The sequence below is a fragment of the Agrobacterium sp. SOY23 genome (assembly GCF_027212525.1).
Taxonomy (GTDB): domain Bacteria; phylum Pseudomonadota; class Alphaproteobacteria; order Rhizobiales; family Rhizobiaceae; genus Agrobacterium; species Agrobacterium tumefaciens_I.
In genome coordinates this window covers 192,757-210,352 of sequence record NZ_JAPWDT010000003.1, presented here as the reverse complement: position 1 = coordinate 210,352, position 17,596 = coordinate 192,757, and the positions used below count along the sequence as shown (strand labels likewise).

At 60.5% G+C, this 17,596-nt stretch carries 15 protein-coding genes; 1 reads left to right on the top strand and 14 read right to left on the bottom strand.

All coding sequences use genetic code 11. From position 1 onward, the window contains the following. Positions 1–119: 119 nt before the first annotated feature. The 10 genes from O3S81_RS09865 to O3S81_RS09820 form a co-directional block, all read right to left on the bottom strand. Positions 120–1,433: an HlyD family type I secretion periplasmic adaptor subunit gene (locus tag O3S81_RS09865; RefSeq protein ID WP_269342769.1), complete on the bottom strand. Its 1,314-nt coding sequence runs from the start codon at positions 1,431–1,433 to the stop codon at positions 120–122. Then, a complete protein-coding gene (locus tag O3S81_RS09860; RefSeq protein ID WP_269342768.1) occupies positions 1,420–3,267 on the bottom strand; it encodes a type I secretion system permease/ATPase in 1,848 nt (615 codons plus the stop codon). Before O3S81_RS09860 ends, O3S81_RS09865 begins: the two co-directional genes overlap by 14 nt. 14 nt (positions 3,268–3,281) lie before the next feature. Beyond that, on the bottom strand, positions 3,282–4,037 hold the full coding sequence (locus O3S81_RS09855; protein WP_269342767.1) for a hypothetical protein: 756 nt from the start codon (positions 4,035–4,037) through the stop codon (positions 3,282–3,284). 103 nt (positions 4,038–4,140) lie between these two features. Further along, positions 4,141–6,909: a TonB-dependent receptor gene (locus tag O3S81_RS09850; protein ID WP_269342766.1), complete on the bottom strand. Its 2,769-nt coding sequence runs from the start codon at positions 6,907–6,909 to the stop codon at positions 4,141–4,143. A gap of 145 nt (positions 6,910–7,054) precedes the next feature. Continuing rightward, complete coding sequence (locus O3S81_RS09845) at positions 7,055–8,050, bottom strand: FecR family protein (RefSeq protein WP_269342764.1); 996 nt, start codon at positions 8,048–8,050, stop codon at positions 7,055–7,057. A gap of 111 nt (positions 8,051–8,161) precedes the next feature. After that, complete coding sequence (locus O3S81_RS09840) at positions 8,162–8,662, bottom strand: RNA polymerase sigma factor (RefSeq protein ID WP_269342762.1); 501 nt, start codon at positions 8,660–8,662, stop codon at positions 8,162–8,164. A gap of 217 nt (positions 8,663–8,879) precedes the next feature. Beyond that, the gene (locus O3S81_RS09835) at positions 8,880–9,632 is read right to left on the bottom strand and encodes an ABC transporter ATP-binding protein (RefSeq protein ID WP_269342761.1); all 753 of its coding nucleotides are present in this window, start codon (positions 9,630–9,632) and stop codon (positions 8,880–8,882) included. After that, positions 9,626–10,693 (bottom strand): FecCD family ABC transporter permease, encoded by a 1,068-nt coding sequence (locus O3S81_RS09830; protein WP_269342758.1) that lies wholly within the window; start codon positions 10,691–10,693, stop codon positions 9,626–9,628. Before O3S81_RS09830 ends, O3S81_RS09835 begins: the two co-directional genes overlap by 7 nt. Continuing rightward, positions 10,690–11,829 carry an ABC transporter substrate-binding protein gene (locus O3S81_RS09825; protein WP_269342757.1) on the bottom strand — a complete coding sequence of 380 codons (1,140 nt, stop codon included), beginning with the start codon at positions 11,827–11,829 and terminating at the stop codon, positions 10,690–10,692. The genes O3S81_RS09830 and O3S81_RS09825 overlap by 4 nt, the downstream gene beginning before the upstream one ends. Before the next feature lie 96 nt (positions 11,830–11,925). Further along, positions 11,926–13,059 carry an ABC transporter substrate-binding protein gene (locus O3S81_RS09820; protein WP_269342755.1) on the bottom strand — a complete coding sequence of 378 codons (1,134 nt, stop codon included), beginning with the start codon at positions 13,057–13,059 and terminating at the stop codon, positions 11,926–11,928. Between the two features lie 113 nt (positions 13,060–13,172). On the opposite strand from O3S81_RS09820, the gene O3S81_RS09815 reads away from it, so the two are divergent. Beyond that, the gene (locus tag O3S81_RS09815) at positions 13,173–14,003 is read left to right on the top strand and encodes a class I SAM-dependent methyltransferase (protein ID WP_269342753.1); all 831 of its coding nucleotides are present in this window, start codon (positions 13,173–13,175) and stop codon (positions 14,001–14,003) included. A 116-nt stretch (positions 14,004–14,119) separates the two neighbouring features. On the opposite strand, the gene O3S81_RS09810 is transcribed toward O3S81_RS09815, so the two are convergent. Genes O3S81_RS09810 through O3S81_RS09795 form a run of 4 tightly spaced genes read right to left on the bottom strand, consistent with a single transcriptional unit; the run spans position 14,120 to position 17,449 of the window. Then, a complete protein-coding gene (locus tag O3S81_RS09810) occupies positions 14,120–14,599 on the bottom strand; it encodes a pseudoazurin (RefSeq protein WP_269342751.1) in 480 nt (159 codons plus the stop codon). Continuing rightward, complete coding sequence (locus tag O3S81_RS09805; protein ID WP_269342749.1) at positions 14,596–15,396, bottom strand: ABC transporter ATP-binding protein; 801 nt, start codon at positions 15,394–15,396, stop codon at positions 14,596–14,598. Before O3S81_RS09805 ends, O3S81_RS09810 begins: the two co-directional genes overlap by 4 nt. Further along, positions 15,393–16,421, bottom strand: coding sequence for a FecCD family ABC transporter permease (locus O3S81_RS09800; protein WP_269342747.1), 1,029 nt, complete (start codon positions 16,419–16,421; stop codon positions 15,393–15,395). Before O3S81_RS09800 ends, O3S81_RS09805 begins: the two co-directional genes overlap by 4 nt. Next, positions 16,418–17,449, bottom strand: coding sequence for an ABC transporter substrate-binding protein (locus O3S81_RS09795; RefSeq protein ID WP_269342745.1), 1,032 nt, complete (start codon positions 17,447–17,449; stop codon positions 16,418–16,420). Before O3S81_RS09795 ends, O3S81_RS09800 begins: the two co-directional genes overlap by 4 nt. Positions 17,450–17,596: the final 147 nt, after the last annotated feature.

Here is a 17,596-nt window from a genome sequence, read left to right as displayed (position 1 = left end):
TGCCGGCGCGAAAAGAAACAAAATTGCGCGCCATGACGGCTATCGAGCCACAAGCCGCGCAGCCGAGACCTCCGGACGCCGGTGCCGTCACCGCCACCGGTTTGCCACCAGTGGCGGCGCTATTCCTCGCGGAAAGCGCGGCTGATCTGGTCCGTCAGGGGTTTCGCGATATAGGACAGCGCCGTCCTCTCGCTGGTCTGGATGAATGCCTCGGCCGGCATGCCCGGCACCAGCGGGGCATTGTTCAGCTTCTCCCGCTCGGTGGCCGGCACGGAAATCCGCGCCAGATAATAGGAGAGGCCGGTGCGCTGATCGGTGGTGATATCCGCCGCGATGCGGCTGACATGGCCTTCGAGTTCCGGCGTGACGCGCTGGTTGAAGGCGCTCATGCGCAGCATGGCTCTCTGCCCCACCTGCAACTGGTCGATATCCTTCGGCACGATCTGCACCTCAAGCGCCAGCTCGTCCCCGTCAGGCACGATGAGCATGATCGGATCGGCCGGCGTCACGACGCCACCGACGGTGTGCACGGCCATTTCATGCACCATGCCGGATTGCGGCGCGATGATATCGATGCGCTTCAATTCGTCTTCGGCGGCGACCTTGCGTTCGACGAATTCACCCATCTGGGCCTGTATTTCGCGCAGTTCCCGCCCGACCTCGGTGCGCAATTCCTGATCGATCTGCAGGATCTGCAGTTTCGTTTCGGTGATGCGCCCCGCGGTCTGCGCCTGATAGGCGATTTTTTCACCGCGTTCGCCGCCGAAAGTCGCGGCCTGCGTCTGCAGGCTGTTCAACCGCTGCACGGAGACGACACCCTGTTCGCGTAGGGATTTCTGCGAGGTGATTTCCGCCTCCAGCACGGCAAGGCCGTTATCATAGGCGACTTCCTGCGCCCGCAACCCTTCGATTTCATGCTCGAACTGGGTGATGCGTTCGGCAAGCTGCGCCTTGCGCCCCTCGCGGTAGGATTTGCGGAATTCGAACAGCTTCGTTTCGCTGCGCATGGCGGAAGCGACATCGGGATCATCCCGGCGCGCCATCAGGGCCTGCGGGAAGAGGAGTTCCGGCAGATCGTCGCGCTCAGCCTCCAGCCTTGCCATGCGCGCACCCAGCTCATCCAGACGCTTGGTCACGATGGCGAGATTGGCACGGGTCTGGGTCGCATCGAGACGCATGACGACATCGCCGCTCTTCACCCTGTCGCCTTCATTCACCAGAATTTCGCCGACGACCCCACCCTTCGGGTGCTGCACCTTCTTTATATAGGAATCCACCACCAGATGGCCGGAAGCGACCACCGCGCCAGCAAGATTGGTCGTCGCGGCCCAGCCGCCGACGCCGGCCAACAACACAACACCTGCGGCAAGGCCGGCCAGAAGATGTTTGCGGATGGAACGGGACACATGGGTTCGCTGGTCAATGTTTGACATCCGCGTCTCCTTCCTGACCGTTCTCCTCCGGAGCTTCTTCCAGCACCGCCACCTGAGACTGGGCATTGGCAACGACGCGCAGCGGTGAAACCGTCTGGGCAGATGCGCTGAAACCCTTGATCGCCTGCACCTGCGGAACGCGCAGCACTTTCGACAGCACCTCGTCGCGCGGGCCGAAGGCCTTCATCCGCCCCTCTTCCATCATCAAGATGAAATCGACCGCACCGATGGCGCTCGGCCGGTGGGCGACGACAACGGCAATGCCGCCCCGCGCCTTGACCGAGGCGATCGCCCGGACCACAGCGGCCTCACCTTCCGCATCGAGATTGGCGTTCGGTTCATCCAGCACCACGATGAAGGGATCGCCGTAAAGCGCGCGGGCAAGACCGATGCGCTGGCGCTGCCCGGCCGAAAGCGCGGACCCCGCCTCACCGATATCGCTGTCATAACCCTTTTCGAAACGCAGGATCAGCTCATGCGCACCGGCCGCCCTGGCGGCCGCGATGATGGCTTCGGGATCTGGATTGTCCTCGAAACGGGAGATGTTTTCGCCGATCGTGCCATCGAAAAGCTCGACGCCCTGCGGCAGATAACCGATATGGCGGCCGAGTGCGGCGCGATCCCATTGATCGAAACTCGCGCCGTCCAGGCGCACCTTGCCGGTGGCCGGCATCCAGGCGCCGGTGAGGATGCGCGAAAGCGTGGATTTGCCCGAGCCGGAGGGGCCGATGACGCCGAGCGCATTTCCGGCGGTTACGATGAAGCCAAGTCCGGTGACGGTCGGTTTTCTTTCTCCCGGCGGGACGATGGTGACGTTTTCGACCCGCAGCTCCCTTTCAGGCCTCGGCAGCGCCATGACGGCGGCATTGGCCGGCATCTGCGCGAAAAGCCCCTTCAGCCGCGCCCAACTCTGCCGGGCAGCCACGAAGGACTTCCAGTTGGAGATGGCAAGATCAACGGGCGCCAGGGCCCGGCCCATCATGATGGAACTGGCGATCATCACGCCGCCCGAGGCTTCCTGGTTGATGACCAGCCACGCGCCAACCGCAAGGATGGCCGATTGCAGCACGACCCGCAGAGATTTCGCGATATTGCCGAGACCACCGGCCACATCACCCGCCTTGCGGTTGGCGGCGAGATAAGCCTCGTTGGAATTCTGCCAGCGTTTGCCGAGCCTGCCGCCAAGCCCCATGGCCTGCACGACCTCGGCATTACGGCGCGAGGCTTCCAGCTGCCGGTTGCGGGCCATGTTTTCCACCATGGTGTCGCGGATCGGCTTCTGTGAAAAGATGTTGGTCAGGATCGTGAGGGAGACGAGCAATACGGCGCCGGCGAGCGCGGTCACGCCGATCCAGACATGGAAGAGAAAACATATGCCGAGATAAAGCGGCATCCACGGCAGATCAAAAAAGGCGGTCGGCCCCGTGCCGGATAGAAACCCGCGCACATTGTCGAGATCGCGCAACGGCTGCAGACCATCGCCCGGCATGCGGTTGACGAGCGGCAGGCGCACCACGGCATCATGCACCCTGCCGGAATAACGCATGTCGAAATCTTCGCCAATACGGATCAGCACCCGGGCGCGAATTATATCGAGCAGGCACTGGAAGCCGTAAAGGCCAAGCGCCAGAAGGGCGAGCCCTATAAGCGTCGGCAGGCTGCCGCTGGCCAGCACCCGGTCATAGACCTGCAGCATGAAGAGCGGCGACGTCAGCGCCAGTATATTGACCACGCCGCTGACGAGCGCGACGCCGAGGAATGTGCTTTTGAGGGGCGAAACAACCGCCGCAGTGAGGGACTGCGGCGGCGTCTGCTGGTGGTTTTGAAATCCCACAGCCTGATTTTCCTTTACGCGGCAAGCGCCGTTGCGCTGGCGAAAATAAAGTCCGATGCGTCGAGCACATTTGCATCGACGCCATTCAGCGTGATGGAGACGGACGTGTCTGTGGCCGAAAGGATAACGGCATTTCCGCTATCATTATACCACAACAAATCGTCCACCGATGTTGCGCCCCAGGCGGAGACATCAAGCGTATCCGTACCGTCCTGATAACCGTATGTTCCGGTCGGGCCAGCCGTCACAATGTCGTTGCCGCCGGAGAATACGAACGTATCCGCGCCGGCAAAGCCGGTCAGAGTATTGGAGGCAGCCGTATCCTCGATGACCGTGCCGGTGGCCGCGAAGTAGTCATAGAAACCGGCCAGCGAGCCGAAGCGGGCGAGCTGGTAAACGGCGAGATCGAGAAGATCGCGCGCGCCGGCCAGCGAATAGGCGCCATCGGGATCGATCAGCAGTTCCTGCTGGCTGACCGCGATGCCGCTGGTGGACTGGCTGTAGCCGGTACCGAGAACGATGCTGTCGACCGAACCCGTCAGGTTGCCCTGGGAGTACTGCAGGGCGCCGCTCATGACGATGCCCTTGCCGCCGGAGCTGCCATCGCCCCATGCCTCATAGGTCGTGTTCGGATCGATGGTGGTGGTGGCGAGAGAGCTGGTCTGAGCGTCGTAGAACGCACCGTAGGTCGAACCGAAACCGCTCGTCCAACCGTTGAGGTAACCGATCAGGTCGGAGGAAGACTGCGTCAGTTGAATTGTGGTAGCCATAGGTGTACTCCTTTGCTGGCCAATAGAGGTACCTTCGTCCTGTAGCGAAGGCGTTTCATCTCCGGGACGGGCTGCAACCCAGCCCGGAGAATTCTTTCCCGTCTCAGAACTTCACGTTCATCGTCGCGATAAAGGTGCGGCCCGGCGCGGTGTAGGCGCTGGCTGCCGGGATATATTTGCGGTCCGTCAGGTTGTTGACGGCGAAGCGAAGCGTCGCCTTGTCGTTGAAGGCGTAGGACCCATAGAGATCGACCGTCGTATAGGGATCGGTCACCTCACGCAGATTGCCTTCCGTATCCAGCACGCGCGACTGTGTGGGCGTGACGTGGTTGAGCCGTGCACCGAGAGAGAATTTTTCATCGAAGAAGCGCATGCCGCCATCGAGCGTCAGCTTCACCTTGGGCGCGACATCCCCCGGCCAGGCGACGATTTCGCCCGTTGTCGTCGTCGTTGCATTGGAAAAAACCTGCGTTTTTTCCGGCCATTCGGTCTTCAGCACCGTTGCCGATCCACCGATCCAGAAACTGCGCGCATCATAATTGCCCTCGAATTCGAGCCCGCGCATATAGGTCGTGCCGTCCAGATTGACGAAGCTGGTATAGGTGCGATCCAGAACCTGATCCGTGACGAGGTAACCGAGCGCGATATAGTCCTTCACCTCGCGGCGAAAGGCCGCCATTTTGATGCGGATGGAATCGTCATCCAGCAGCACGCCGTCGAAGCTCATATTCGCGCCGATCTCGTAGGTCGTCGCCTTTTCGGCGCGCAAGGCCTGGTTCGGAGCATATTCATAGCCGGGGCTATCCCCCGGACGCGCACCGGCGAAAAACGCCTCGAGAATTGTCGGCGGACGCAGGCTCTGGGAATAGCTCACATAAGGACGGAACCAGTCGACGGGTTTCAGTTCGATGGTGGCGGAGGGCAACCAGGCGCTGTAGGTGCGATCGATATCGACATCGTAAGAAGGATATTCAGTGACTGGTATCGGCGGATTGTCAACACCGGTTCCAGGCATGCAGCCTGCCGAGATATTGGACCAGGCGCGCGCGAGGAAAAGGGCGTACGACCAGCGCGGATTGGCGGGGCGGAATATCTGGTTGTAATAGTCGAGAGGCGTATAATTGGCTCGGACCGGATTGCAGGGGATCGAAGTTTGGATCTGATAGCTTCGAATATTATAATAGGTCGTCGATCCCTTCAGTCGCGACCAGTCGTAGCGTACGCCGCCGCTCAGCGTAATCCAGTCGGCCGGCTCCAGTTCACCGTTTAAAAACAGGCTGGCGACATCGCGCCGCCCAGCGGGGCTGAAAGCCGTGTAACTGCTGGCAAATGTGGGATTCTCCGCGATTTTGGCACTTTTTGCGACAGAGGTCGCAATATCGCGGAAGGCTTCGGCTCCATAATTCAGGCTGAGCGCGCCCGCCGCAGTGTCGAAGCGGCTGGTATTTTCCAGACTGCCGCCAAAGCTGCGAAGACCCATGTCGAGATTGGTTTCGGCCGCGTATCTCGCACGTTCCGCACGCAACTCATGCGTCATATTGTCGTTCAGCCACAGCGACGACTTGAAGTCGATGAGTTCGCTTTCGGGATCCCAATCGAGCTTTGCGACGACGCTGTCGTTTCGCACGCTTTCGCGGTCGATCACCGTGGAAGCACCCTGAACGAAATCATTCTCCTGATGCATCCATGACAGCGAGGCCTGCACATCGCCGAAGTCACCTTCGCCCTTGAAAAAAGTCGACCAGCCATCCCGGCCGAGCAGATCCTTCATCGTCAGCGCGGTGCTTCTGGCCTCGCCTTTTGTTCCGATCTTGTATTCATCCATGATCGTGCGGCTGTAACCGGCGACGAAGGAGAGAGGGCCTTCCGGCGAACGAACGGCGCCCAGAACCGAGCCCTGAAAATCATACCCATTGGTGCCGCGGGAAACGTTGACCTCGCCACCCTTGTTTTCACCGTCAGCGATCAGATCGTCGGCGCTGACGGTGCGGAATTCCACCTTCCCGCCCAAAGAACCCGCATTCCCCGACCGCGCACTGGTTATTTTCTCGATCTCGACGGCACGGATGAAGGCCACGTCGACATAACCCTGACCAGCGCTGGCGGTGTAGCTCGTGGCACCGCCGAAAGCCGCACCGCGCTGCGCATTCTGCCGCGCACCGTCGATGGAGACGACCACGCGCCCGCTTTCCTGCAAGCCGCGCACATTGGGCGAAACCGTCGGAAAGCTGCCATTGCCCTCGCCGGCATAGACGCCGGAGACCCGGTTGAAAACATCGCGGGTATTGCGCACGCCGGCCGACTGGATCGCCTCACGGCCGACCACGCTGACGCTTGCGGGTGTTTCATACACCCAGTCGGGTGTCCCCTGATAACCGGAACCGGTAAGGGAATTACGCCCGGTTTTACCGGTCAGGGTAATGGTTTCAAGAACCGTCGTACCCGCCGCCCCGGAAAGATCGACGGTGGATTCCCCCGTGCCGATGATGACGCTTCTGCCATTTCCGGCAATACGGAAATTGACACCCGTGCCGGCCAGGAGGCGTGACAGGGCGTCCCGGACCGTAAAACTGCCGGTGACGGCATTGGTGCGCACATTGCCTGCCGATGGCGTTGCGAGCGTGACCTGCAGACCGGATTGCCGTCCGAAAGCCCCCACGACGGACGCCAGCGACTGTGCCGGAATATTGAACGGACGCGCTGCCCCCTGTTCACCACCCCGGCGTTCGGAATTTGCCGCAACAGCCCCGGTCTGGGCAAAAACAGGCGTCACGCAAGAAACGGCGATCGCCGTCGTCGCCAGCAGCGCCGCCCCGCGGACCCGCCTTATCGCTTTTTCCCCTGAACCGGTCTTGCATATCTGGAGGCGCATGATGTTCTTGTCTTCCTGTCTTTCGCTCCGGATATATCTTGACCGGATTACTCAACAAAAAGACGATTGCCTCAGAGATTTTTTTCAGGCTTTCGGAAGAAAATTTATAAATAACTGAAAATAAATATAATTTTTTGCTTCAGCTTCAGAAGCGGGTGATGATGCGGGCGGTGCCGCCGATCGCGTGCACCTTGCCCCTGTAGGGTTCCACCAGGGCTTCCAGCGCGCGGTCCGGATCGCGCAGATTGTAAAATCCCGTCACGCGCTGCTCGGCAAGCCGCTTGTCGGCCATGGTCAGCCATGCCGGATGGTAACGCTGGATCTGCTCAACGACCGAACCTATCGTCGCGTCGACCACATAGAGTTCGCCCTTGCGCCAGCCGCCAATATCCTCGACGGATACATTCTCTTTGCGAATTGCGCCCGAAGCGTCGACGATCAGCATTTCGCCCGGCACAAGCCGCGTTGGCGGCGCATTGCGGAAGGAAGCCTCCACGGAACCGTGCGCCAGCGCAACCTGCGTCACGCCATCCGTCAGGTCGACATCGAAAGCCGTGCCCAGCACCTGAACGGTCACGTTCTTGGCCTCCACGACAAAGGGACGCGCCTTGTCCGGCACGACATCGAAAAAGGCTTCGCCCTTCAGCACCTTCACAGTGCGGCGGCCATCCTTGAAATTCGTGGAAAGTGCGCTCGCCGCGGCAAGCTCCACCCTGCTTCCGTCTTCGAGGGTGATGGTGCGGGCTTCGGCGGTGCTGGTCTGATAATCCGCTTCAAAACGCACGAAAAAGGCGGGGACGAACAGCACCGCAAGACAGAGGGAAGCCGCCGCCACGGCCACGCCGGCATAATGCCGCACGGACCAACGCCGCCGCGATGGCTTTGTCGCGGCCTCACCCGGCAGATGCGGAGCGTCTTCCCAGAGGTTCTTGAATTCCGGCTCGACCAGGCCGAGGTTCCGCCAGACCTTGCACGTCCGCTCCCAGGCGAGACGGTTTCCCAGAGAAGCCGCCAGCCACCGTTCAAATTCCGCCTTCAGACGCGGCTCCGTTGCACCCTTCTGCAGCCTGAGCAGCCAGTCGGCCGCCTCCTCCGCCTTCCCGGTCGGCAATTCAATCTTCTTATCGGGATCAACAGTCATTGAACCGGGCCAGTTCCTTTGCGGGGCAGACGGGAAACGTCGTCTTGCTCAATTGCTATAAAGACGTTTGACGACGGGATTTTTTTCACAAGGCAGGACAATAAGGCAATTTTACTTCATTTCTCTGGTAATCGCGACAATGCTGCCTTTGATGAGGCGATGGGCGCTGGCCACCGAGACGCCGAGATGACGCGCGATTTCCTCCATATTGTAACCACCGAATCTGTGCATTTCCAATGCCACCCGCGCCTGAACCGGCAGGCCAGCCAAAATAGTCTGCATCTGCCGGACTTCATCGCAGAAGAGGGCATGTTCCTCCGGTGTGCCATTGTCCTGCGGCATGCCCCAGAAGGGGGTATCGTCCGGCCGTTCCCTGAGGTCCTGCCGGCTGCGCCGGCGATTATCGAGCGCAAGGTTGCGAACGATACGGAAGAGATAGGATTTGAGATTGGTGGGACTGCCGGAGGCTTCGGGCACAAATTTCAGAAACGCTTCCTGAACCACGTCCTCCGCATCCGCCCTCGACCCTAAAATGAGCGTGGCGTATTTGATCAGGTCGACCCTATGCGTGACGTAAGCGTTATAACGCTTGTCATCTTCCCGTATGCCCATGTCTCAACCGAGAGAAATTTTAAGGATCGACGAAACCTGCCGGACCGCCGAATGACCGCGCAGTTTTACCGTTCAAAGCTCTAGCATCCAAACCTGGGACCGAACAGATATTTCATGACTATTATTATCAAGAATCCGTGCGAACAGCGCCCGTGCGTAACGGACATAGGGCTTTGGCAAGCGAACCCGGCAACGGATGCTGCCGGGTCTCAATCAGTCAGATAGCCCCGTCGACGATGACCATCGGCCGACCTTGCGAGCAGGGTTCGATGCGTGCATCGATGCGATAGATATCCCGCAGCATGGCAGGCGTAATCACCGCCTCGGTGTTGCCGCTCACCACCATTTCGCCACGCGCGATCACCATCGTGTTTGCGCAGTAACGCAGCGCATGATTGAGGTCGTGCAAGGCGATCAACACGATCATGCCGGTTTTCTGCGCGAGATCGGAAACGAACCCCAAAATCTCGATCTGCCGGTGAAGATCGAGCGCCGAGGTCGGCTCATCCATCAGCAGCACTTCCGGCTTGCGGGCGAGCGCCTGCGCCAGCGACACGAGCTGCCGCTGGCCGCCCGACAATTCGCCGAGACCGCGAAAGGCGAGATCGTGGATTTTCAGCGCCTTGAGAATGGCGTCGATCTCGAACAGCTCATCGTCATGAACCCGCCAACCGCCGCCCTGCTTGGCGGAAAGAAGCACGGATTCATAAACCGTCAGCACGGCATTGGCGCCGGTATCCTGCGGCATGTAGCAGATGGCGCGGTTGCCGCGGGCCGTGTCGGACAGTTCGACAAGGCCGGGGCCGGAAATGAGGCTGGCGATGCGCTTGAACAGCGTGGACTTGCCGGCGGCGTTGGGGCCGATCACGGCAGTCACGCTGCCGCTTTCCAGCGTATCGATGCCGACCTTGGAAAGGACCGTGGTGCGGCCATAGGCTGCGCCGACATCCTTCAGTGCGAGCATTACCATGCGCGTCTCCTGTTGCCGAAAATAAGCGCGAAGAAGAAGGGTACACCAACAAGCGCTGTGATGACCCCAATCGGCAGGATCGCGCCGGGAATGAGGATCTTGCTGATGACCGAGGTTGCCGACAGAAGCAGCGCGCCGCAGATGACCGAGCCCGGCAGGAAGAACCGCTGATCCTCACCCACCACCATGCGGGCGATATGCGGCCCAACCAGCCCGACAAAGCCGATGGTGCCGACGAAAGAAACCGGAATAGCGGCGAGAAGGCTGACCGTCAGCATGGTCGTCAACCGCAGCCGGCGCACATTGATGCCCATGCTGGCCGCCTTGTCATCGCCAAGCCGGAGCGCCGTCAACGCCCAGGCGTTGCGCATGAACATCGGCACGGTGACGAGGAGGATGGCGGCGGTGATATAGACTTTGTCCCAGGTCGCCTTGGTCAGGCTGCCCATGGTCCAGAAAACGACGGCGGCGAGCGCCTGTTCGGAAGCCAGATATTCGAGCAGCGACAGCGCCGCATTGAAGGTGAAAACCAGCGCGATGCCGAGCAGCACGATGGTTTCCACCGTCACACCGCGCATGGTGGAGGCGAAATGGATGAAGAGGGCCGCAACCATGGCCATGATGAAGGCATTGATCGGCACCATGTAATGCACGGCGCCCGGAAAGATCGCCACGCCGCCGACAAGCGCCAGCGCCGCGCCGAAGCTTGCGGCGGCCGAAATGCCAAGCGTGAAGGGGCTGGCGAGCGGGTTGGACAGGATGGTCTGCATCTGCGCGCCCGCGACCGAAAGCGAAGCGCCAACAGTGACCGCCATCAGCGCGATCGGCATGCGGATATCCCAGATCACCACCCGAAGCTGGTTTCCGACGGCCGCCGGATCGGCAATGGTCGCGAGGACTTCGGAGAGCGTATACCGCGCCGGGCCGAGTGCCATGTCTGCGGCCATGCTGAAACACAGGGCGAGGAAAAGCCCGACGAGGATGAGGATCCTGCGCGCGGCAAGGGCGCGATATTGATCGCGCCCGCTGACGCCATCGGCGCTTTCATTCAGCGAAGTCATTGGTTCAAACCTTTTTCGAGCGAGGCGAAATAGCCCGGCTTGTAGGTGACAGGGAGGAATTTCCGGTGGAATTCCTCAAAATTCTTTTCCGGATCGAGATCGGCGAAGAGATCGGGATGGAACCACTTGGCAAATTGCTGGATCGGGAAGAACTCGTAAGGCGCGCCGTAGAACTGGTGCCAGACGGCATGGACATTGCCCTGCTTGACGGCTTTCAGTTCCGGAAATGGCGTGCGCTTCATCAGATTGGCCAGTCTCTCACGAGAAAGCGCCATATCGGCGCCGCGCCCGACGGGAACGAACTGGTTGATATCGGATTCCGCCGCCCAGTTGGAGCCGGTGACGATGACGTGGTCGGGATCGGCAATCACCAGCTGCTCGGGATTGAGATCACCGAAGGTCGTCTTGATGATGCCGTCAGCGATGTTGTGGCCGCCGGCGAGATCGACCATCGCACCGAAATTGACCGGACCGAAGCTGCGGCAGCAATTATTCTCACCGGAAATACCGGGGGCGCGCTCGATGAAGACATTCGGACGCTTCAGATCCTTGACGCCGGCAAGGCGGTCGGTCACGCGGGCGATTTCAGCGCGGCGATAGGCGATGAATTCCTTGGCGCGCTCTTCCGCGCCGAAGAGTTTGCCGAGGATTTCGACGGAAGCTTCGCTGTTCTTCTCGGGATCGATGCGAAAATCGAGATAGATGACCTTGATGCCGGCGGCTGCGGCCTTGTCTTCGAAACCGCTTTCCTTCGCGGACTTTTCCGCTTCAAGATTGAGGGTGATCACATCAGGTGACAGGGTGATGGCCGTTTCCAGGCTGAAATCGCCCTGCGGCACATAACCGAAACGCGGCAGTTTTTCGATCTCAGGAAAACGCTCGACATAGGCGGCGTAGCTGTCCGGATCCTTCTTGAGGAGATCGTCACGCCAGCCGACGATGGTATCGAAGGTCTTGTCGCCCTTCAGCGCCGCGATGACATGCACCTGGCGGGCTTCACCCACGATAACGCGTTTGGCCGGCAGGTCCAGTTCCACCTTGCGCCCGGTGACATCGGTAATCTCCCCGGCATGCGCCGCGGTGGCGAGAAGGGAGAAGGCCAGCACCGCAAGATGCCTGAGAGCGTTGAGCCGCATGAGAAATCCTCACTGAGTTCCTAAACAAAACGATGAAGCCGCAGGGCTGCGGCTTCATCCATCGGTCGGACGGCGCTCCCCTTCACCGTCCCTGTATTACTTGGCGTCCTTCAGCGAAACGAAGTAGCCGGGCTTGTAGTCGAGCGGCAGGAAGCGGGCGTGCAGCTCCTTGAAGGTCGCCTCGGGATCGAGGTCCTTGAAGAGGTCCGGATGCAGCCACTTGGCGATTTCCTGAATGGCCACGAACTGATAGGGGTTGTTGTAGAACTGGTGCCAGATGGCGTGGACATTGCCGTCCTTGACCGCCTGCACGCCGGTGAAAGCCGGGCGCTTGGTGAGGTTCTCCAGCTTGCGATGGGCTTCCTTCAGATCTGCGCCATAACCAACGCCAACCCAGTTGCCGCCGGGAACATAACCGTTCCAGTTACCGCCGGTGATGATGATCTGCTCCGGGTTGGAAGCGATGATCTGTTCCGGGTTGACGGTGCCGAAGGTGCCGGGAATGATGCCCTTGGCCATGTTGATGCCACCGGCGAGCTCGACCATCTTGCCGAAATTCTCGTCACCGAAGGACATGCAGCAATCATCGGAGTAACCGCCGGCACGTTCCATGAACACGACAGGCTTCTTCGGATTGGCCTTTTCAAGCGTATTGGTGACCTTGGCGATGGAGTCGGCGCGGAACTTGATGAAGTCCTCGGCGATCTTTTCCTTGCCCGTCAGCTTGCCCATGACGCGCATGCTCGGCTCGGTATTTTCCATCGGCTTTTCGCGGAAGTCGACGTAAACGAGCGGAATGCCGACCTTGGCGAGCTTTTCGATATAGCCCGCTTCTTCGGTCGCCGTCTTGGCGTCGATGTTCATCAGGATCACATCGGGCTTCAGTGCAACCGCCTGCTCGATGTCGAAGGTGCCGTCCTTCATGCCGCCGAAAGTCGGCAGCTTGGCGATCTCGGGATATTTGGCGAGATAGGCAGCATAGGTTTCCGGGTCGGCTTTCGCCAGGTCATCGCGCCAGCCGACAACGTGCTGGAAAGGGTTTTCCTTGTCGAGCGCCGCCAGGAAATAGATCTGCCGGCCTTCGCCGAGGATCACATGCGAAACCGGCACATTGACTTCGACATCGCGGCCGGTCACATCCTTGACGGTGACCTTTTCGGCCAATGCCGGCCATGCGGCGGATACGAGAAGGCCAAGGGCAAGTGCCGCGGATTTGGCTGAGATGCGCATCGGATATTGCTCTCCAGTGTTGACTGGCGCGGCTGTATTATTTTCTGACTGTACTAGTCAACATTTATGTTTTAGAGCCATTCTTAACTGACCGGTACATGAGCTGAAGACCGATGATCGACACTATCCAATATGGCAAAAACGACAGCCTGAGAGACGAAATAAAGGCCTATTGGTCCGGCCGCGCCGCGACTTTCGACCTTTCACCCGGGCATGAAATTTTCTCCGAGGACGAGCGCGCGGCCTGGCACGCGCTTATCCTGAAACATCTGGGCCGCGGCGAGGGCCGCAAGGCGCTTGATCTCGCCAGCGGCACCGGCGTCATCTCGCACCTGATGGACGATCTCGGCTTTCAGGTCACGGGCATGGACTGGTCCGAGACGATGCTGGGGCTTGCCCGGGAGAAGGCGAAAAGCCGTGGGCGCAACATCCGCTTTTTTGTCGGCGACGCCGAAAATACGATGGAGCCGGACGAAAGCGCCGACGTCATCATCACCCGCCATCTGGTCTGGACGCTGGTGGACCCGCAGGCAAGCTTTGCCGAATGGTTCCGTGTTCTGAAACCCGGCGGGCAACTGCTGATCGTCGACGGCGATTTTGTGAATACCGGCTGGCGCGAAAGACTGGTGAAGAAACTGGCCGCCGGCCTGGAGAACATCGGCCTCGTCAAACCGGACCAGCCGCACAAGCCGGCGGACCCGGAAAACACCTTCAACAGCATTCTCTCTCGAGTCTATTTTTCGAAGGGTGCGAGGGCCGGCGATGTCGCGACGATGTTGCGTGCGGCCGGTTTCGAGCCTGTCTCGATCGATCAGGAGCTTCAGGCCATTCACCGCGCCCAGGCGAAAAATTTCAGCCTGCTGAAGGGCATCCTGCGCGGTCTGCAGCACCGTTATGCGGTCTGTGCGGTGAAGCCCGGTGTCTCCTCCGTCACCCCGGACTAGATCCGGGGTCCAGCACGATCAAGTCCTTGATCGAAAAAGACTCTCTTCACGGCGCAGACGCGCCGTGACTGGATGTCAGATCTAGTCCGGCTGACGGATAAGAGCTCGGCGCGACCTCATTTTCCCGCCTGCTCGAAAAGATCATCAAGCCGGGTCTTGGCACGGCCTGGCACGTCGACTTCCCTGTAGCTTTGCGGCAGGGTCGCCTCGCCCACCTTGATCAGCATGACCATGCCCATGCCGTAATGCGGCGAGCATTTGATGCCGTAAAAGCCCGGCTTTTCGAACCCCGTCTCGAACTCGTCATTGATCCGGCTTTTGAACCCTTCGACACCTTCGGGAACCATGCCGTCGATGGTCGCGGCATTGTGGCTCTTGTGGGTGGGCACGAAGCGCACACGGTCGCCGGGGGCGATTTCCAGGAAATCTGGCTCGAATACCATCGGGCCTTTTTCACCCCGGTTCAGCATCTTCACCTCGAAGGTCTCGGCCGAAGCATGAAGGGGAAACCCTGTGGCCACCACGGCAATTGCGGCAGCGGCGCAAAACCTTCTGGCCTTTGCAGCGGCGTTTACGAGCGTCGTCAATGTCATCATCGTGCCAGTACTTTCCTTGCTGGATCAGCCCGCCCATGGGCCGGCAGAAAACGAATATGGGAAAAACCGCCCTCATCCATGGTGACCGCACATTTCACCCCGAAGACGTCGGCGATCGTTGCCGCCGTCAGGACCTCGCGCGGCGGCCCGACCGCGATCATCTCACCCCGATGCATGATGGCTACGCGGTCACAGAACATGGCGGCGTGATTGAGATCATGCAGCGCCGCCACGACCGTCAGCCCCTGCCGGCGCACCAGATCGAGCAAGCCGATCTGGTGGCCGATGTCGAGGTGATTGGTCGGTTCGTCCAGCAGCAGGATATGCGGCTCCTGCGCCAGGGCTCGGGCAATATGCAGGCGCTGCCGTTCACCACCGGAAAGGTGGTGCCAGCTGCGCTCCGCCTTGTCGGCCATATCCACATTGGCAAGTGCTGCATCAACGATGGCGCTGTCATTCTGCGACCATGCGGAAAGCGGGCCGAGATAGGGCGTGCGCCCAAGTTCCACCGCCTGCCGCGCGGTGATGCGCTCGGTGGTTTCGGCCTGCTGCTCCACGAAGGCCAGCCGGCGCGCGAGTTCGCGCCGCCCTAATGAGCCAAGCGGCTCCTCGCCAAGCGTAACGTGGCCCCGGCGCGGTTTGCGGATGCCGGCCAGCATGGACAGAAGCGTGCTCTTGCCGGAACCGTTCGGGCCGATGATGCCGAGAAACTCCCCGGAACCGACATCGAGCGAAACGCCGCTGACGATATCGATAGCGCCGGCATGGAAATGCAGGCCGTGGGCGGATAATTTCATGACCGCCCCCTTTTCTGCCCCAGGATGAAGGCGAAGGCGGGCGCGCCGACCAGCGCGGTGATGACGCCGATCGGCAGCACCTGGCCCGGAATGACGATGCGCGAGAGAACATCGGCGATAATCATGAAAACTGCACCTGTCAGCGCCGTCACCGGCAGCAATATGCCATGACGGACACCAACGAAGATGCGCGCGGCATGCGGAATGACGAGCCCGACAAAACCGATGGAACCGACCAGCGACACCATCGCGGCCGTCATGATTGCGGAAACGGAGATCAGCACCGCATAGACCCAGCGCACCGGAATGCCGAGCGAGGCTGCCGCCTGACCGCCGAAGGCGAAGGCATCTAGCGCCCGGGCATACCAGAGGCAGACCGCAAGGCCCGCAAGGCTGACCGGCAAGGCCAGCCAGACATCCGGCCAGCGCACGCCGGAAAGATTGCCGAGCAGCCAGAACATGATGCCGCGCGCCTGTTCGGCATTGGCGGATTTGGTGACGACGAAAGAGGTCATGGCGTTGAACAGCTGCGAACCGGCAACCCCCGCCAGAATGATGGCGCTGTTACCATGCCCCGCGCGCACGGCGAGAAGGCTGACCAGCGAAAAAGCCACGAAAGCGCCGATGAGCGCGCCGGCCGGCATCGTCAAAAACCCCGCGCCGAAACCCAGAAGCGCCACGGCGACGGCACCGGTGGAGGCCCCGGCGGAAATGCCGAGAATATAGGGATCGGCAAGCGGGTTGCGCAAAAGCGATTGCAACACCGCCCCGGCAAGCGCCAGCGACGCCCCGCAACAGGCGGCAACAACGGCGCGGCTGAGGCGGTAACTCCAGACGATGCCCTCATCCAGCGGTTCAAGCGGATAACCCGCGTGGAAGACGCGGTTGGCGATGGTTTTCGCCACGACATCGAAAGGAATGGCAGTCTCGCCGATGGCCGCTCCGGCCATCAGCGCGACAAGCAGCAGGGCAAGCGCGGCAAATGCCAGCCCCGCCCTGCCAAGATGGGTAGAGAAACGGTTCACTTGGCGAGGCCAGCGGCCGAAATAGCCTCGGCCAGCGTTTCGATACCTTCGATGGTGCGAATGGTCGGGTTCATCGCCTGCGCATCCATGTCGAACACATGGCTTTCCTTGACGGCAGGCATGATGCTGGCCACGGGATCGGTTTCCAGGAACTTGCGCTTGACGGCAATATCGTCGGCAGGGAAGCGGCGGCGGTCCATCTTGCCGGCCACGATCACGGTCGGATTAGCCTTGGCGATGGTTTCCCAGCCTACGGTCGGCCATTCCTCATCGCTTTCGATGACATTCTTCAGGCCGAGCGCGGACATGATGTAGCCGGGAGCGCCGTTGCGGCCGGCGACATAGGGGTCGATATCCAGTTCGGCGCTGGAGAACCAGAAGACGGCGGAAAGCTTGCCATTCGCGGAGGCGATCTTGGCGCGGGCGGCTTCCTCGCGCTTTTTCAGGTCGGCAACGACGTCTTCACCGCGATCCTGCACGTTGAAGATTTTGGCGAGGTCGCGGATTTCCTGATAGATCAGCTCCATGGTGAAGCCCGTGTTGCGCACGCCATCACCACCGCCGGAATTGTCCTTGCCGACGCAATCGGCAGGCGATGTATAGACGGGAATGCCGAGTTCGGCGAATTGCGCCGCCGTGCCAACAACACCTTCCGGGCCGATCTGCCACTGGAACTGCGTCGTGACAAGATCCGGCTTCTTGCCGACAACCGCCTCGAAGCTCGGATCATTATCGGCCAGCCGTTCGACCTTGGCATTGGCCTCCTCATAACCCTTCAGAACCGGGCCGATCCACAATGCCGTGCCCACTACCTTGTCAGCGACACCGAGCAGGTAAAGAACCTCGGTCGTGCTCTGGCCGACGGATACGGTGCGGGCGGGAGCCTGCTTGAAGGTGATCTCCTGGCCGCAGCTGTTGATCGTCAGGGGATAGGTGGTTTCGGCAGCATTGGCGCTGGCAACAGGCAGAACCGCAAGCACGGCGGCCAGAAAGCCGGCATGGACCGGCAGGCGTCTAGAATGAAACATGTGTTCTCCAGTCGAAAGTAAAACTTATTCCAGAGCAGCAGGCGTCAGAACGCGCAGCAACAGCGGGACGTCTTGTACGGAGAACGGTAATAGGACGCAAACGAAATGTTATGAAATAACATTACAATCTCCTCTTCCGGGCTTCCC

What these genes read in the sequence shown, in the direction of transcription:
- O3S81_RS09815 (WP_269342753.1), top strand. Translation starts at nt 13,173, where the DNA reads ATGATCGACACTATCCAATATGGCAAAAACGACAGCCTGAGAGACGAA.
- O3S81_RS09835 (WP_269342761.1), bottom strand. Translation starts at nt 9,632, where the DNA reads ATGGTAATGCTCGCACTGAAGGATGTCGGCGCAGCCTATGGCCGCACC.
- O3S81_RS09865 (WP_269342769.1), bottom strand. Translation starts at nt 1,433, where the DNA reads ATGTCAAACATTGACCAGCGAACCCATGTGTCCCGTTCCATCCGCAAA.
- O3S81_RS09855 (WP_269342767.1), bottom strand. Translation starts at nt 4,037, where the DNA reads ATGGCTACCACAATTCAACTGACGCAGTCTTCCTCCGACCTGATCGGT.
- O3S81_RS09840 (WP_269342762.1), bottom strand. Translation starts at nt 8,662, where the DNA reads ATGGGCATACGGGAAGATGACAAGCGTTATAACGCTTACGTCACGCAT.
- O3S81_RS09830 (WP_269342758.1), bottom strand. Translation starts at nt 10,693, where the DNA reads ATGACTTCGCTGAATGAAAGCGCCGATGGCGTCAGCGGGCGCGATCAA.
- O3S81_RS09810 (WP_269342751.1), bottom strand. Translation starts at nt 14,599, where the DNA reads ATGATGACATTGACGACGCTCGTAAACGCCGCTGCAAAGGCCAGAAGG.
- O3S81_RS09850 (WP_269342766.1), bottom strand. Translation starts at nt 6,909, where the DNA reads ATGCGCCTCCAGATATGCAAGACCGGTTCAGGGGAAAAAGCGATAAGG.
- O3S81_RS09820 (WP_269342755.1), bottom strand. Translation starts at nt 13,059, where the DNA reads ATGCGCATCTCAGCCAAATCCGCGGCACTTGCCCTTGGCCTTCTCGTA.
- O3S81_RS09795 (WP_269342745.1), bottom strand. Translation starts at nt 17,449, where the DNA reads ATGTTTCATTCTAGACGCCTGCCGGTCCATGCCGGCTTTCTGGCCGCC.
- O3S81_RS09805 (WP_269342749.1), bottom strand. Translation starts at nt 15,396, where the DNA reads ATGAAATTATCCGCCCACGGCCTGCATTTCCATGCCGGCGCTATCGAT.
- O3S81_RS09825 (WP_269342757.1), bottom strand. Translation starts at nt 11,829, where the DNA reads ATGCGGCTCAACGCTCTCAGGCATCTTGCGGTGCTGGCCTTCTCCCTT.
- O3S81_RS09845 (WP_269342764.1), bottom strand. Translation starts at nt 8,050, where the DNA reads ATGACTGTTGATCCCGATAAGAAGATTGAATTGCCGACCGGGAAGGCG.